This window comes from Halapricum desulfuricans, from assembly GCF_017094465.1.
In the GTDB taxonomy this organism is placed as follows: domain Archaea; phylum Halobacteriota; class Halobacteria; order Halobacteriales; family Haloarculaceae; genus Halapricum.
On record NZ_CP064791.1, the window covers coordinates 2,463,150 to 2,477,838 of the forward strand.

Genomic DNA, 14,689 nt, shown 5'->3' on the forward strand with positions numbered 1-14,689 from the left:
TGTCTGCCCAGGACGGGCGATGGGAGGTCGACGAACAGCGACCAGATCGCCCCTGCTGTATGTTATGTTTAACCAAGGTATTCCCGCCCGAATCTCGGAGTATGCACCTGCGGTTGATCTCACCTTCGATCGAACTGTCGCCGGATCGTTCGATATGGGTGACTGCGATCCTGTTTTATGGTGTCGGTGACGTGGTGACGACGAGTATCGGGGTCGGCATGGAGGGACTCACCGAAACGGGGCCGCTCCTGGCGTTTCTCATCGAGCAGTACGACCTGGATTTGGTGGCGACGTTCGTCGCCGCTGTCGGGGTGAAGGCTGCCTTTTTGGGTGGTTGCTATGCGGTATGGATGCGCTTGCCCCGGCCACAGTGTGTTTCCGTTCCACTCGGACTAGCACTCGTTGGCATACCGGTGACTGCGTGGAACCTCTATCACGTGATATCCCTGGCCCGGCCGTTCTAGTGTCGATCGGACTGGCGGCTGTACTGTGCGAAACCGTCTTTCGAAACAGGCGGAGTGCGCTAGGTGGAAAGAACACGGCTGTGCTTCGAGAATCGGCCACGCGACGCCGAGAGATCGCTACAGGTTTTGCTCCACCCTCGATCTGTCCGAATGTCCTGCCGAGGTGCGAATGTCAGCGAGGTGTTCGTCGACACTGAACAGTTCCCCGTCGGTGACTGCCGGTGAGCAAAACCGGAGTTGCCCGCCCGTGTATTCGAGAACCATCTTGTGGGGGACCATCGTCACGGTGTACTCCATGTCGTTGAAACGAGTTTCCGAGACGGTCGTCGTTCTGATTCCGGGGATACTGGCGTCGTTTTCCTCGGCCCACGCTTCGATTTCAGCGAGGCGCTGGGTGAGGTGTTGGGCGATCGGGACTCCGTCGTAGTCGCCCTCGTGAATGATCCCGTCCCCGACGACGTGGATCGTGTACTCGGAAACGAAACCGTCCGCAGCCAGCGTCTCGAGGGTCTGTATTCGTTCGATATGTGGCCTGATCGCAGTCCGCGGAGCCAGCGACCGAACGTAGAGTTCGAGCGAATTTTGTCGGTTTTCTGTCATTGTATTCACGATTATCCTAACTGTGTCGTTCGAGATTTACCGCCCAAAACGCCCCGGTTGGATCGCCACGGTGTTTTTCTGTTGTGCGGCGATCTGATTGCGACACACGGTCTGGCCGAACGTCTTCACGGGCGTGCAGCCGGCAGTACGAGGCGTCCACACCGGGACAGTCGCGCTCAATCGATCAGATTCTGCGATTCGATCTGTTGCCAGATGTCGTTTCCGTCGGTGGTGATCCCGTAGACGCGTCCTTTCTTGCGCTCTTCCGGCACCAGGAGTTCGACGAGCCCCCGATCGCGCAGTCCCTTGAGTGCCCGGGAGACGTGGGCGATACCGATATCGGCTTCGTCGGCAATCTGTGATGGCGTGGCCGGTCCCTCAGCGAGGCGTTTCAGCGCAGTGACCCGGTAATCGGAGCTGATCACGAATCCGATTTCATCCCATTCATCCGACATTTTTGCCCCCGCGTGTCTGCTCTGCCCGTAGACGTGCTGGTCGAAGGTGTGACACGGATTCGATAGCCTCGGAGGATTCGGCGACCTCCACGAGGATATCCGAGAGGTTGACCATGTCTTTGACGTACGCGTCCCGTCGCTGTCGCCACGTCGATTCGGTCTCGTCGTCGGTGAGCAGTGAGATCGCCTTGTCGACGATTTCGGTCGCGTCCCGGAGGTTGACGATCAGCCCGGCCCGCTCCAGTTCCAGGAAGTTGCCCATGTCGTCCTCCCCGACGAAGGAGTTCGATCTGATGGCGGGCGTCCCCAGCAGTGCGGCTTCCGTGACCATCGTCTGTGTGTCCGCGACGAGCACGCTTGCTTCGGCCAGTGCGTCGTGCAGCTTCGCCGGGTGGAGATCGAACGGGCGGGCCGAGACCGTCGAGAAGTCGAGCGAGTCGTCCTCGTCGGAGACGAAGACCGTTGCGTGCTCTGCCAGGCGCTCGATCAGTGGCCCTCGTACCTCCGGCGTGAGGCCAGCCTTACCGACGTCGTGGTGGGAGCCGAAGGCGTTCAGCCGGAGGATGACGTACTGCTCGTCGGGCCCGACACCGAGATCGTCCCGGATCGTCGGATCGGGCTCGAACACCGACGGGTGGAGATACGCCGATTCCTTGAACCCCTCGAAGGTGTAGTGGGACTCCCCCAGGTCTTTCCGGAAGGCCGACGGCGTCAGGATCACGCGTGCAAACGGCGTCGATATCGCGTGATCGAGCGACGTGGGTTCGGAGTCGAGAACGAGTACCGAAGGCGTTCGCGAGAGCAGCCCCGCGTGGGCCCCGTACGCCCCCATCCCGAAGATGAGGTCCGGGTCGAGTCGGCGGACCGTTCGAGTGATGTGGTAGTAGTGACCGGGCAACTGCTTGAACAGCGACCGCCGGTCGGTACCACAACTCCCGTAGACCGTGTAGTCCAGTCCCTCCCAGTCGAGCAATGCGAGCGTACACCCGTAATCTCGTGCCAGAATGGACGTCCGATGACCGCGCTGTTGTAACTTCCTGATCACATGTTTGTACATGTGGACGTGGGCAGGCGTGTTCGTGAAGAACAGATAATGCATCACTCTCTACACAGTTCAAACTGTGACGGTATTGTTAGTCAGCCCTTGCGAGCGGTGAACGCGACCAATCCCGACCTTTCTCAGATGGGCCGATCCACCTCTTAGCCCGACGGACATCTCGACTGTCGGGGTGGCAGCGTCCGAGAAGTGATACGGATTGCTGTACCGATTTACCGCTCCAACCGCTATCGGGCGGTCGATACGGAAGGGACGTACAGCGATCCGTACGAGGGGTTTCGTCTATCCCGTCTCGCGGTAACCACCGCCTACGCCTTCGGGAACAGGACAGGAATGTGTACGTCCCTCATAACAAGGATGGCAGACGGAGACAGGCACTTGCAGGATGAACTACTTTGTCTGTCAGCACCGTCGCCCGAAGCGGCGTTCGGTCCCGCTGTCCCCGGACAGGTGCACCTGATGTGGCCCTGGGAACATCTCGCGCTGGCGTACCTGTTCGGGTCGGCCGTCCACAGAGTCGCGGCCGGTCGTGGTCCGACCACTGCAGCGGTCGGTGCGATCGCGGTCGCCTCCCAGCTGCCCGATCTGATCGACAAGCCGCTGGCCTGGACGTTCGGGGTGCTTCCCAGCGGGCTCTCGCTGGGCCACTCCCTGCTGTTTGCGGTCCCGCTGTCAGCACTCGTGATCCTGCTCGCCCGCACCGACGGGAGAACGACCCTGGGTATCGTGTTCGCACTCGCCTACGGCTCACACCTGCTAGGGGACGCCACGTACTCGCTTTTGACCAGCGGTGAACTCGCGACCGGGTTCCTCCTGTGGCCGCTGATCCCGGCCTCGTCCGAGGCTGGCATCGGACTCCTGTCCCAGGCAGGGGTGTTCTTCGATGCGTTCGTCGAGTTCCTGGGAACGCCACGGGGGCGCCTGTATCTCCTCTTCGAGGCGACGCTACTGGGTGGTGTCACCCTGCTCTGGCATCTCGACAGGCGGCCTGGGCTGTCGTGGTTCAGACGACGGCTTCGTGTGTCGACGGAGTGATCCCCATGCGATCGAACGGACAGCTGTCCCACAGGCTGCTATCCGTCAATTCCGGATCGACCCTGGGCGATTTCAACGCCACATCCGCACAGGAGTCCGTATCAGGAGATGCGATACTCCGAGTCGGCTCTGGCTCCGATGGTCCCGTCGTCACTGATCCGGATCTCGTGCTGCTGGCAGGTAAAGTGGAGCTCGTTCGCCCCGCGATCGGATGAAGGCCCTCCGAAGAGTGCGTTGATCGCCTCGGGTTCGATATAGTCGAAAATAACGACATCGTCCTCGACACCGTCGAGTTCGTCGAACGCACGGTCTAGCGCGAGTACGATGTCTTCCTGCCGGTCCCAGTGAGTGAGAACCGTCCACGACTCGCCACGAGTGTTAGATTGCACGACCGCCAGTAATTGCGAACACCATATAAATCTCATCATATCATATTTGAATTAAAAAGAGCCAATAGCAGAGATGTGGCAAGTATCTGGAAACCAGGCGTCATCAGCGAAGCGCACCGAGACAGGCAACAGGGACGCGGACAGAGCGGCAACTACTCCGGATGTATTCGTGGACAAGTGGCAAGAACACCTAATACGGTAATACCGTCATACCAATGTATGGCTCATAGCGACGGAGAGAAACAATCTCCTACCGACGCCTCGTCGACGAGGAAGGAACTACTTACCGAGAGTAACGTGAACCAAACACGGGGATCGAGTGCCGGTTTCGGCCCAGCGGGGATACTCGGACCGGCCGCAGATTCGTTCGGACGGGCAGGGGCTGACCGATGACGAGTGATATCGATGGCGACGAGCAACGCTCTGAACCGGTCGACTGGGAATCCGTGCCTCCCGATCCCGATCTGGAGGACGATCTCGGGTACGAACTCGGGGACATGGACGTTATCGAAACCAACAACGGATCGGGACAGATCCTCCTTCTCCCCCCGGACGAGGAATCTATTCGGGACCAGAGTTTTATCGTTTCCCAGGAGAGTTTGCTCGTCAATCTGATCGACAACTGTTAGCTGGTTGCAGGCGCTAGAGGAGAACGCTCGTCCCATCGATGCAGTAGGGTGCCTTTGACTAAGGGGACAGCATCCAAGACCCCACACACGAATGTCGTCACAGGAAATCCTGATCGTGGGACCGGAACAGAGCCGGACCGGTGGTGTGTCCCGTTACATAGCCGAGCAACAGCGACATCTCGATACCGTCACGACGACCGTATACGAGACTGGACCTGCCAGCGCCGCCACGACACGGGCCCTGCTCGTCGGAGCCCTCCTGTCGATCTGGCGGATGGTGCAGTTCCCGCTGGAGCGACGGCCCGACGTCATACACGTCCACTCGTCGTTTCATCACTCCTTCTATAGGAACTCGTTCTACGTCCTCTTCGGGCGGTACGTCTGGGGCTGTCCCGTCGTCCTCCACGTCCACGGGTCCTCGTTCGATACGTTCCTGCAACCGGACTCGCGGGTCGTGTCGTGGTTCCAGTCGGCCGTTCTCAACGCGACCACGCGGGTCGTGGTCCTCTCGTCGTACTGGCAGTCGGTGCTCGCAGCGGTCGTCCCCGAGGACCGGATCGTCGTCGTCCCGAACGCCGTTCCGGCCGGGGGATACGACCCCGAATACCCGGAGATACCCCACGTCGTCTTCCTTTCGAACCTCATCGAGCGCAAGGGCATCACCGAGTTCGTGGCCGCCGTCGAAGCCGCGAGCGACGACCCCGACGTGGCGCCCTTCCGAGTCTCGATCGCGGGGAGCGGACCACTCGCCGACCGCGTGGAGCGGCTTGCCGCCGAGCACGACCACGTGACCTATCTCGGCTACGTCGACGAGGCCGAGAAACGGGCGTTGCTCTCCTCGGGGACGATCTACGCGTTGCCGACGCGGGCCGAAGGCCTCCCGATCGCGATTCTGGAGGCGATGGCGGCGGGCATGGCGATCGTCTCCACGCCGGTCGGTTCGATCCCGGAGGTCGTCGGTGAGGACAATGGTCTCCTGGTCCAGCCCGGCGACGCCGACGCGCTCACCGAGGCCCTCGTGGAGTTGCTGGCCGATCCGGACCGTGTCGATCAGATGGGCCGGACCAACCGAGCGGTCGCCATCGCTGACTACTCCTGGGAGGCCGCTGCCGACCGGCTCACAGAGCTGTACGCGACGGTGGACGACGCCACGACGGCACGCGCCACCCCGGTCACTGCGTCGTGATCGCACAGCGGGTGCGACCACAGGTTGTTTCGAAGCGACACAGCGATCCGCGTCACTGTTCGGGGATGTATTTGCGGATGAAGCCCAGTCGCATGTTCGTGTGGTTCTCGACGAGTTCGACGAGCAGTATGTCGTCCGGTTCGAGGCTCCTGACGGCCAGGGCGATCACGACGGCCAGCAGCGCAAACGAGACGGTGAAGAGCATGATCATCGGGAGCGTGACCGGGACCAACTGTCGGACGCCGAAGCCCAGTGGAACGAGCACGACCGGTATCGCGATAAATGCTCGCCGGGATCGGCGAGTGAACGGCGTGATACCGAACCGATACCGAAGGAAGACGTAGACGGTGGCGTTCAGTAGGATGTAAGAACCCGCTGAAGCCACGGCGGCACCCATAAATCCGTACCGCGGGATCAAAAAGAGGTTCAGCAGGACATTGACGACGAACGCGACGGCGTTGGAGACGAGGATGACGCTTGTCTCCCCGAGCGCCGACAACGTCTCTTTGTTGCGTCCCACTGCCGCGTTCGTAAAGAACCCGATCGCCACGATAGCCAGTGCACTGCCACCCGCGGCGTACTGGCTCCCGAAGACGATCGAAATAATCCGGTCAGGAAACACTAACAGGGTCACAAATAGCGGCACGAGGAGAACGAATACCCACTTTGTCGTGATCTCGTACACGTGTTCGACGGAGTTGTGGCTGTCACTATCGAGCCGAGATGCAACCGGGAGATACATGTAGCCGACCGCCCCGCCAGCGATCGTCAGCACGCCGGCGAGCGGATACGCGGCGTTGTAGATGCCGACTTCGGCGGACGAGCGGAAGTACCCCAGCATCAGTGTGTCCGTCCGTGTCAGGAGTGTCCCCACGATCGTCGAGACGATCAAGGGGGCCGAAAACGTCGTCATCTCGCGTGTGTGCAGTCGAAACGCTCCGCGAATGGGAAACAGTCGATTGAGGAGAGCGTACGTGAGAACCACGGTGATCGAGAGGGTGAAGAGGTAACTGAACCCGGTCGCGACGATCCCCACACCGGATGCCAGGAGGACACTGACCAGCGCCAGGCGGAACCCGGGATAGAACACGTTCGACGTCAGGACCTTGTACATCGTGTTCTCTTGTCCTCGTATCGCAGCGACCCCGATAGTGTAGACCACATAAACCGGGATGGCGATCACGAAGATGACAAACAGAGTGGTCGCTTCGTTCGACTCGAACAGCTGTGGGACGATAATCGGTGCAGCAAGTATGAGTACGATAGCGATCAAGACGGACAGCCCGGTGGTGAACAACAGGCCCGTGAGCCACGCGCCCCGGACGTCTTCGAGGTCGTCGAACCGGGCCATGAAACGCGGGATCCCCTGGGTGTACCCGGCAGCTCCGAGCGTCGCTCCGAGCGTGAACACGGCGAGCGCAACGCTGAATTCACCGTAGCCGCCAGGGGTCAACAGTCGGCCGATGACGACCCGTTCCAGTAGCTTCGCCGCCGAGCTCACCATGGTGGCGATAAACACGAAGACGGCACTGGACAGTATCTTCCCGAGGTCGCCCTGTTCTGAATTCATGACTCAGACGGCACAATCTTCTTCGACGCGTCCGAGTGCCCCGACCCTGGACGTACGCGTCTGGTCCTCCAGCTGCTGTCCGGGCTGTGCGGCGTCCGGAACGTCCAGATCACCTTTGCTCGGGTTGCAGACGCCGAACCAGTCCTGTTCGTGCATCTCTACCGTGAGATCGACGACAGCACTCGGGGGAACCGTCCTGAGTGACTCGTCCCTGCAATCGAGCACGTCAGTGTAGCAGACACGGAAGAACACGTCGCCGTCGATGCCCTCAATGAACTCCCGGCTATGTGTCCCTTGTGAGACGATCCAGTGTAGTTCTCCGTCTATCGTGTTGTATTCGGCGAAGTGATCGAACTGACAGCCATCTAGAACGACGAGGTTATCCAAGTCCATCACGTTCATGCCCGGCCCGTATCGACGTCGAAACTGAACCTTCGAGAGGGCTCGTTCGGTCTCTCTGACGAACGCACGCAGCGATCGGATCGCGTACAGCAGATTCGACAGCGCGTACCGCTCGCGGAGACGAGTTGACGACATCGAGTGTACACAGACGTCTCCCTCGTATTGTTATGGCTTGTTTACTGTACGGCGGACGGCTGTCCCGGCACGGCGAGATTCCCGGCCGCGACCGGCAGTGTCACTCGCTCGAGCCGACAGTGACCCAGAGTGAGAGCGTGCGGTACGCGGTCTCCTCGTTGACGTCCTGCGGTGGCTCGCCCCGATAGATGAGATACTGCAGACGGAGGTCCTCGCCGATCATCGTCGGCGCGATCGTGTGGGGTTCAGTCCAGGTCTGCCCGGGCTGGACGGTTTCCTGCTCTTCCAGGATCCGCTCCGTCTCGCCGACGGCCCCCGACGCGTCCACGCGCTGGAGCGATACGATAGCGGTGTACGTCGTTTCGACGCCTTCGTGGTTTTCGACACGGAGCGTCAACTGCTCGCTCGCTCCGGCATCGAGTGTCGAGGGATATCCGGATGCGACGAGCTCCCCCTCGCCGTTTTCGGTGAGGAGCGTCGTACTGGTGTACGCTTCACCACTCGCAGGGAACGTAACGGCGAACCCGATCGAAGCGAGCGCCACGACGACGGCCAGGACGAATACGACTGAAAGCAAACCGCTTTGGTCCCGGCCGAACATCGTTCCCAGCGAGTCGCGCACCGAGCGGGACGGGAGCTGCAGTCGCTCGTTGGCGGGGAGGACGCTCCGCCGAGCGACCGCGGCAACGGTCCCGACGAAAACAAACGCGTTCAGCCCGTGAAACACCGACTGCGGTGAGAGCGAGCCGGTGAACGGCGTGACGAGAAGACCCAGTATCGGAACGATCGCGACGCTGAGACCGAACGACAACACGAAGCGCTCGCTCCAGGACGGACGGCCGCCGTGTGCGAGCCTTTGGACCGCTGGCGTGGCCGACTCGACCGGACCGGTCCCATCGACGGTCGACTGTCGGCGCGGAAAGAGGACGGCCAGAAACAGATAACCGGGGACGAACAACACGACTGCCAGACCGACCACCGCACGCAACGGCGGAACGGCAGCCGGGTAACCGAACACGAGACCGTCGAAGACGATGAGCAGGATGGCGATACCGACGAGATCGGTGGGAATCGCAGCAGTGATCCCGCCGATCCCCCTCGTCGTGTTTTCCGTAGTCACCATTGTTCTCCTGAGCAACCGCAAGCGATCGATATGGGGGTTTCTCCATCCGGGTTGTCTCTCTCTACTCTCATCCGTATCGACTACGTACCCACGATAGACCCATTGTAATGGTGATCCTTCCGGTCAGTGTCGTCGGGTCCTTTTGGACCAGTCTCGTCATGTCGGTTGTGCATCGGCATACCCGGGCCGGCACGCGCGTCACTACAGGTATCCAAGGTCGTCGAGTTGTTTCCGCGTTTCCGCATTGAACTGGGCGGTACGCGTCTCACCGATCGGCTGGCCGAATCGCTCGAGCCACTCCTCGGCACGGTTCCGGAATCTGTCGACTGTGTCCTGGTTCCCGTCACGCTGGTCGACGTCCTCGCTCGGACGCTCGAACAGCCGTGAGTACGACCCTGCCGTGTCGTATCGATATCCCTGCGTTCGGAGTGTGGTGAGGTCGCCAGCGGGAAAGTCCCCGACTGGGAACCGTTCATTATAGGCGCTGATCGCTTCGAGTTTTCCTCTCGCGCGAACCCCGCCACGCTGTGTAACAGCGACGTCTCGCCGTCGATCGCGCACGTCCTGACCGACCGGGACGGGATGGTCGACATCCAGCTCCGAACAGAGTATCTGCATCACGTCCGCGTGCTGAACGAGCCCCCCGTTCGGTAGCCCGTCGAGACCACTGACTACCAGCGGTACCCGTGACACAGCGCTGTGAGTGGTCAACATGTGTGCGAGCAGCCCGTGTTCGTCAAACAGCTCGCCGTGATCCGCCGTGACCACGACGATCGGATCCGATAGGTTCGCTTGCGCGTAGTCTATCAGTTCGCCGGCGAGTGAATCGACGTACGCGATCGCCGAGTCGTACATGACACGCAGTGCCTGCCATTCCTCGTCGGTGAAGGGGTCGTCCTGCGCGATATATCGATGAAGGTTACTGGACATGTCGAGTGCGATGTCGACGGCTTCGTCGACGGTCACTGGGAGGTCGTCGACGAACCGGTCGCGCCACGTCACCGGAGGGACGTACGCGTGGTGTGAGTCGCCGTGGTGAATGTACAGAAACAGCGGTTCGTCGTCGGCTCCGGCGTTTCTGATGTGTTTCTTTGCGATCTCGTTGCCGAGATATCCGACACAGTGCTGGTTGCCATCGGTCGTCAAGCCGCCGGAGTGACGTCGGAAGTTCAGTAGCCACTTCGCGACGGATGTCGGTCCGGCTTCGGAGAGCAGACTCGATTTGACGAGGTAGTGGAAGTCGTCGAACCCGCGATCGAGACCGGTGCTCGCACTCAGCTGTCCGTTCGGTGAGATGCAGGCGGTTCGATATCCCGCGCTCCCGAATGCCTCAGGGATCGTCGTGATCTCATCGGGGAGTTTCGCGTCAGTTGACCACGTCCGGTGGGCCGACGGAGCCTGCCCAGTCAGGATACTCGCACTCGAGGAACGCGTCCAGATGTCGTGTGAGAAACACTGGTCGAACGACTGGCCTTCGGAAGCGAGGGCCGAGAGGTTCGGAGTCGTCTCTCGGTCGTGACTCGCAAGCGACGTGTGATCGAAGCGGATACTCTCTAGGGTTATCCACAGGATATCTCTTTGGGACATGCTCGGTTTTCAGGGAACGAAGTACAGTTCCGTATCGCCGTTCGAGAAGACCCGGTCCACGCCTCGCTGGCGTTCGAGGGACTCGAAGGACCCGCGCGAGAAGCGATACTCTCGATACGCGGTAACTTCGCGCTCGTAGGTGTTCCGGGAAAGTACGAGGTACCACTCGGAGCCTGGTCGATCCTGCAGGTTCCGTAGTTCACTGTCGTTGAGGGTATCAGACAGACGGGGGTCGCTATCGACGGAGCGCAGCGCGTCGTGGTACCGGTCCGGTTCCTGGACGACGCCGCTGATCACGGCCGAGTCGCTCGTCACGTCGAACGTCGTCTGGTAGCCGTCGATACGTGATTCAGTCACGTGCTGGTTGGCGAGATTGAGATACGGGGAGTTGAAAAAGACCACTGCGGAGAGCACGAACAGCACCACGAACACGGTCACAGCGGACGGCTTCACGGCTGTCTGAAGCCCCGTTTTGGAGAGTTTCAACAGCCCGTACGTCATCGCGATCGCACCGAGGATCGTCACGATGACCATCATGAAACTAGCCTGTCTGAAGTAATACCGTCCGACGTTGCCAAACAGGTACGCGCCGAAGACGGGTGCCGTCAGAACGAGTCCGCCGACGAGAGACAGGAGTAGCCGTCGGGTATCGGCCGAATCTTCCAGCCACGTCGGGCGGTTAGTGAGAGCGGCCACAGCCAGCGCGACCGCCGCAGCGATGTACAGCGTACTCACGGTGAACAGTTTGAGGTAGATCACCGCGGGACTCGAGCCGATCGACTGGAGGGAGTTCGACTGTGTGCCGATCGCAGCACCGGCACCGGGGGACACTCCGGAAACGTATTCGCCCAGCGAGGCGACGATGATACCACCCGTATCTAGCACGCCAGGGGACTGGATGATCCAGGCGACGTAGGCGATCACGGAGAGGAAGACGACTGGAACCAGCGACCGATGGTCCCACCACGACTGCGTGTTCGACCACCGGGAAGCCACGAAGCCGACGAGAGCGAACGCAACAAGTAGCAGGATGACGTTCAGTGCCTGCATCGGGTGCAACAGGATCGACGCACCGATCGTGACCAGCACGACGGCACTGAACGCCGTGGCAGACCCGTATCCTAAATCGGGTGATCGAAGATAACCGACGATGAGATACAGGATAATCGGCACGAACAGCACCGCCTGGCTGCTCGGGTGCGGAAAGAGGCTGGTCGCGAACTGGTGTATCGGGACGAGCAGAAACGCCGTGAACGCACCGACGACCAGTGCCATCTCGCCGCCGACGACCGCGCGAACCACCAGCGGGACGAAGACGAAAAAGGTGATTGCCACGACCGGCGGGACCAACAGGGCGGATTGCCACACCGAAAATCCGGTCACGCCGGACAGGAACGCGGCGAGCGTGTGGACCGCCGGGTAGGCCGTTCCGTAGGGCGTCAGTGTCCCGGCCGTGAGTTCTCTGGTTATGCCGGCGTGGGTCATCGCGTCGTTGACACCGTAGTAGAAGTATCCTCGAATGAGGGGGAGTGCAACGACCGCGAAACTCCCGGCCCCGCCGAGGACGAGCCCGAGGCGCCGGTGCAAGGCGTTGGTCGTCGAAAACGAGACGACTGCCGCGGACAGATAGGCGATGCCGATGCCGACCCAGAAGAGCGTCGGCGTCGACGCGTAAATCGACAGTTCGTAGGCAGTCGCAGGGTTCACGTGTGCGATCAACACGGCACTCGTGAGACTTACAAACCCGACGAGCCCCACGATCGCCGTGAACCGATCATCGCTGTGAGCGGGCCGCTTCATCATACCCTCACTCGATCCATGAGACGCGTAGTTATCATCATCCTACTGCCTTCGATCGGACCGCTGTTTTCGGAAGGTGCCATCGAACATCGCGTTAGGAGCTCGTTACTATTCTAGAGGAGTCTTACTCAGCAGTATGCTCATAAACACTTTCCAGACGCACGAACAGTGTACAGGTATGACTCTCTCCCGCCGGCAGTATCTACTGGCTGCCGGAAGCACCCTTGCCTTCGCAGGATGCTCAAGCAGTGGCACGACCCCGACGGATACACGGACAAACTGCACGGTACACCTTGACATTCCCACCCTCGAAGACGCGATGTACGATCTCGATTACACAGTCGGAAAGAACGGGGTTGGCGAGTATGAGACGATCGCCGACGCGTACCGAAACGCAAGTGCAGGGGACGTGATCGGCCTCGGAAACGGGAACTTCTCACTGAAGCCAGTAATGACGACGATCAGTGATTCCCCTATCGGATCGTTCGGATTCCTCGAAATACCGGAAATCACCGTGGTCGGCAGAGGAATCGATCAGTCGGTGGTGGATTTCGGGTCCGAACACGAGGTGCTCGCGCTCCCGTCGTGGCAGTTGCGACACCTGACGGTCAGGGCCGGAGACAGTATCGTCGGGCCCAGGAGCAACACCTTCCGAACGTGTCGCATCACGTCCCCGATCATGGACCCGCCAGGGTACGGAGGCGAGTCCCATCGAATCGAGACTGACGACGTAATCACTGCGTCCGGTTTGCCACGGACACAGTCGGCAGCCCGGACCTATTACGGAATCGCCTTCGACACGGTTCTGGACGCCGTCGAAGATCTCGGGTTCGACAACACGGGGACTGAGCCGATCGACGATGCGTTCGAGGCGGCATACGAGTCGGGGACGCTCATCGAGTTTCCGCCGGGTGAGTACCTGACCGGGCGCGAGCACGAGGGTAATGACGTCTCCCGGTTCGGCATCAGGGGTCTCGGCGCCAGTCGCCGGGACGTCCAGATCAAGCCGGTCGAAGGGACGGCACTGAAGTGGCTGAACGCCACCAACAGCGGCCCACACCTGGTCGAGAACCTCTCGCTACACGAACGTAGCGACGACACGAGTCAGTTGTCGCTACGACTCACGACGAGTGACGGATCGGTCCTCAAGAACGTCGAGTGGCTCGGCCGGACGCCGAACGACTCCGGTGTGGGATACTCACTGGCCGCGGAGGTGACTGACCAGGACGGCGTCTTCGTCATCGACGGGATCTACGCTGGCCTCGACGAACCGGCAATAGAGGTGTCATACCCGAACGGCGTCGCATTCCTCCGATCCGGGCCGCTACACGAAGGAGAGGTCGTCCTCAGAGATCCGGTGATCCACGAGCGCAACTCCGCTGCAACCCGTTCGACGGCACCGACCGGCGTACTGACCATCGAGGGTGGGGAGTTCGTCAACAACCAGAACGCGAACATCCGCTTCGGTGCCGGCGATCACCCCTCGAAAGTCTCCAGCGCGACCGGCTGTTACGTCAAAGTCGATGGATCCCGAAATTCGGGGGACGCGGTCCGCGTCGAGGCTGGCGACAATGGGTATTCCGGGGCGATGTTCCGTGACCTCGAGATCGAGTGGTCCAAGGAGGCTAGCCGGGGTGTCATCACGATCCCGGACTATGCGACCCACGGCCGGGCGGAGTTCTACGACTGCGTCGTGCGCAACGACGGCGCGGACACCCTGACGGTCAACGCAGCCGCGACATCGACACCGAACAAAAAAGACGCGGTCGTGTTCGAGAACTGCTCGTTTATCGGTTCCGGGCGTGGTTTCGATGCGGCGAACCGCGACGGGAGCGTCATCCGAGACTCCTGTATCGACATGCCGAACGCGTCGATCGAAACCTTCGCGACGGAGAACGTGAAGCGGGCGAATTGCAGGGAGCCTCGACGGCCGGCGAGCGTCGTCCCGACCATCACCGCGAACAAGCAGGACGGAACAGAGGTCACTCTCTCGGCAGCAGACGCTGCCTATCGGGACCGACGCATCACGAGCTACAGTTGGTCCATCGAGGGCGGGACCGCCAGGGGAAAAACCGTCTCGCAGACGTTCCCGGAACCGGGAACCTACATCGTCGAGCTCACCGTCGAAGCCGACGATGAGACGACAAAGTCGACGACGGCCGAACTGATCGTGAACTATCCGGACCTCGTGTGAAGCGCGGACGTACTCGATCTTCCTCCCGAATACACGGTATATTACTATTACATCACAGCGATG

At 60.9% G+C, this 14,689-nt stretch carries 14 protein-coding genes; 5 read left to right on the top strand and 9 right to left on the bottom strand.

The genetic code is table 11. The features are described from left to right. Positions 1-101 precede the first annotated feature (101 nt). Positions 102-464, top strand: coding sequence for a hypothetical protein (locus HSEST_RS12580; RefSeq protein ID WP_229121305.1), 363 nt, complete (start codon positions 102-104; stop codon positions 462-464). A 117-nt stretch (positions 465-581) separates the two neighbouring features. Here the strand turns inward: HSEST_RS12580 and HSEST_RS12585 are convergent, their stop codons facing one another. The 3 genes from HSEST_RS12585 to HSEST_RS12595 form a co-directional block, all read right to left on the bottom strand. Next, positions 582-1,064, bottom strand: a complete 483-nt coding sequence (locus tag HSEST_RS12585) for an HTH domain-containing protein (RefSeq protein ID WP_229121307.1) — start codon at positions 1,062-1,064, stop codon at positions 582-584. 176 nt (positions 1,065-1,240) lie between these two features. Then, positions 1,241-1,519, bottom strand: a complete 279-nt coding sequence (locus HSEST_RS12590; RefSeq protein WP_229121308.1) for a winged helix-turn-helix domain-containing protein — start codon at positions 1,517-1,519, stop codon at positions 1,241-1,243. After that, positions 1,509-2,618 carry a DUF354 domain-containing protein gene (locus tag HSEST_RS12595; RefSeq protein ID WP_229121309.1) on the bottom strand — a complete coding sequence of 370 codons (1,110 nt, stop codon included), beginning with the start codon at positions 2,616-2,618 and terminating at the stop codon, positions 1,509-1,511. Before HSEST_RS12595 ends, HSEST_RS12590 begins: the two co-directional genes overlap by 11 nt. A gap of 315 nt (positions 2,619-2,933) precedes the next feature. On the opposite strand from HSEST_RS12595, the gene HSEST_RS12600 reads away from it, so the two are divergent. Further along, the gene (locus tag HSEST_RS12600) at positions 2,934-3,611 is read left to right on the top strand and encodes a metal-dependent hydrolase (protein WP_229121310.1); all 678 of its coding nucleotides are present in this window, start codon (positions 2,934-2,936) and stop codon (positions 3,609-3,611) included. Positions 3,612-3,712: 101 nt separating this feature from the next. On the opposite strand, the gene HSEST_RS12605 is transcribed toward HSEST_RS12600, so the two are convergent. Continuing rightward, complete coding sequence (locus tag HSEST_RS12605) at positions 3,713-4,000, bottom strand: HalOD1 output domain-containing protein (protein WP_229121311.1); 288 nt, start codon at positions 3,998-4,000, stop codon at positions 3,713-3,715. A gap of 389 nt (positions 4,001-4,389) precedes the next feature. On the opposite strand from HSEST_RS12605, the gene HSEST_RS12610 reads away from it, so the two are divergent. Beyond that, positions 4,390-4,629 carry a hypothetical protein gene (locus HSEST_RS12610; RefSeq protein WP_229110959.1) on the top strand — a complete coding sequence of 80 codons (240 nt, stop codon included), beginning with the start codon at positions 4,390-4,392 and terminating at the stop codon, positions 4,627-4,629. Positions 4,630-4,774: 145 nt separating this feature from the next. Further along, positions 4,775-5,815, top strand: coding sequence for a glycosyltransferase family 4 protein (locus HSEST_RS12615; RefSeq protein ID WP_229121312.1), 1,041 nt, complete (start codon positions 4,775-4,777; stop codon positions 5,813-5,815). A gap of 52 nt (positions 5,816-5,867) precedes the next feature. On the opposite strand, the gene HSEST_RS12620 is transcribed toward HSEST_RS12615, so the two are convergent. The 5 genes from HSEST_RS12620 to HSEST_RS12640 form a co-directional block, all read right to left on the bottom strand. Further along, positions 5,868-7,385 (bottom strand): flippase, encoded by a 1,518-nt coding sequence (locus tag HSEST_RS12620; RefSeq protein ID WP_229121314.1) that lies wholly within the window; start codon positions 7,383-7,385, stop codon positions 5,868-5,870. Between the two features lie 3 nt (positions 7,386-7,388). Next, positions 7,389-7,922 (bottom strand): hypothetical protein, encoded by a 534-nt coding sequence (locus HSEST_RS12625; RefSeq protein ID WP_229121315.1) that lies wholly within the window; start codon positions 7,920-7,922, stop codon positions 7,389-7,391. 100 nt (positions 7,923-8,022) lie between these two features. Continuing rightward, a complete protein-coding gene (locus HSEST_RS12630) occupies positions 8,023-9,045 on the bottom strand; it encodes a DUF1616 domain-containing protein (protein ID WP_229121316.1) in 1,023 nt (340 codons plus the stop codon). A 201-nt stretch (positions 9,046-9,246) separates the two neighbouring features. Then, on the bottom strand, positions 9,247-10,632 hold the full coding sequence (locus HSEST_RS12635; RefSeq protein ID WP_229121317.1) for a sulfatase: 1,386 nt from the start codon (positions 10,630-10,632) through the stop codon (positions 9,247-9,249). A 9-nt stretch (positions 10,633-10,641) separates the two neighbouring features. Beyond that, on the bottom strand, positions 10,642-12,435 hold the full coding sequence (locus tag HSEST_RS12640) for a hypothetical protein (protein WP_229121318.1): 1,794 nt from the start codon (positions 12,433-12,435) through the stop codon (positions 10,642-10,644). 316 nt (positions 12,436-12,751) lie between these two features. Here HSEST_RS12640 and HSEST_RS12645 point away from each other — a divergent pair, with 316 nt between their 5' ends. After that, the gene (locus tag HSEST_RS12645; protein WP_229121319.1) at positions 12,752-14,626 is read left to right on the top strand and encodes a PKD domain-containing protein; all 1,875 of its coding nucleotides are present in this window, start codon (positions 12,752-12,754) and stop codon (positions 14,624-14,626) included. Positions 14,627-14,689: the final 63 nt, after the last annotated feature.

Bases quoted from the DNA above. Each gene is read 5' to 3' on its own strand.
- HSEST_RS12580 (WP_229121305.1), top strand. From the start codon at position 102: ATGCACCTGCGGTTGATCTCACCTTCGATCGAACTGTCGCCGGATCGT.
- HSEST_RS12585 (WP_229121307.1), bottom strand. From the start codon at position 1,064: ATGACAGAAAACCGACAAAATTCGCTCGAACTCTACGTTCGGTCGCTG.
- HSEST_RS12590 (WP_229121308.1), bottom strand. From the start codon at position 1,519: ATGTCGGATGAATGGGATGAAATCGGATTCGTGATCAGCTCCGATTAC.
- HSEST_RS12595 (WP_229121309.1), bottom strand. From the start codon at position 2,618: ATGCATTATCTGTTCTTCACGAACACGCCTGCCCACGTCCACATGTAC.
- HSEST_RS12600 (WP_229121310.1), top strand. From the start codon at position 2,934: ATGGCAGACGGAGACAGGCACTTGCAGGATGAACTACTTTGTCTGTCA.
- HSEST_RS12610 (WP_229110959.1), top strand. From the start codon at position 4,390: ATGACGAGTGATATCGATGGCGACGAGCAACGCTCTGAACCGGTCGAC.
- HSEST_RS12620 (WP_229121314.1), bottom strand. From the start codon at position 7,385: ATGAATTCAGAACAGGGCGACCTCGGGAAGATACTGTCCAGTGCCGTC.
- HSEST_RS12625 (WP_229121315.1), bottom strand. From the start codon at position 7,922: ATGTCGTCAACTCGTCTCCGCGAGCGGTACGCGCTGTCGAATCTGCTG.
- HSEST_RS12630 (WP_229121316.1), bottom strand. From the start codon at position 9,045: ATGGTGACTACGGAAAACACGACGAGGGGGATCGGCGGGATCACTGCT.
- HSEST_RS12635 (WP_229121317.1), bottom strand. From the start codon at position 10,632: ATGTCCCAAAGAGATATCCTGTGGATAACCCTAGAGAGTATCCGCTTC.
- HSEST_RS12640 (WP_229121318.1), bottom strand. From the start codon at position 12,435: ATGATGAAGCGGCCCGCTCACAGCGATGATCGGTTCACGGCGATCGTG.
- HSEST_RS12645 (WP_229121319.1), top strand. From the start codon at position 12,752: ATGTACGATCTCGATTACACAGTCGGAAAGAACGGGGTTGGCGAGTAT.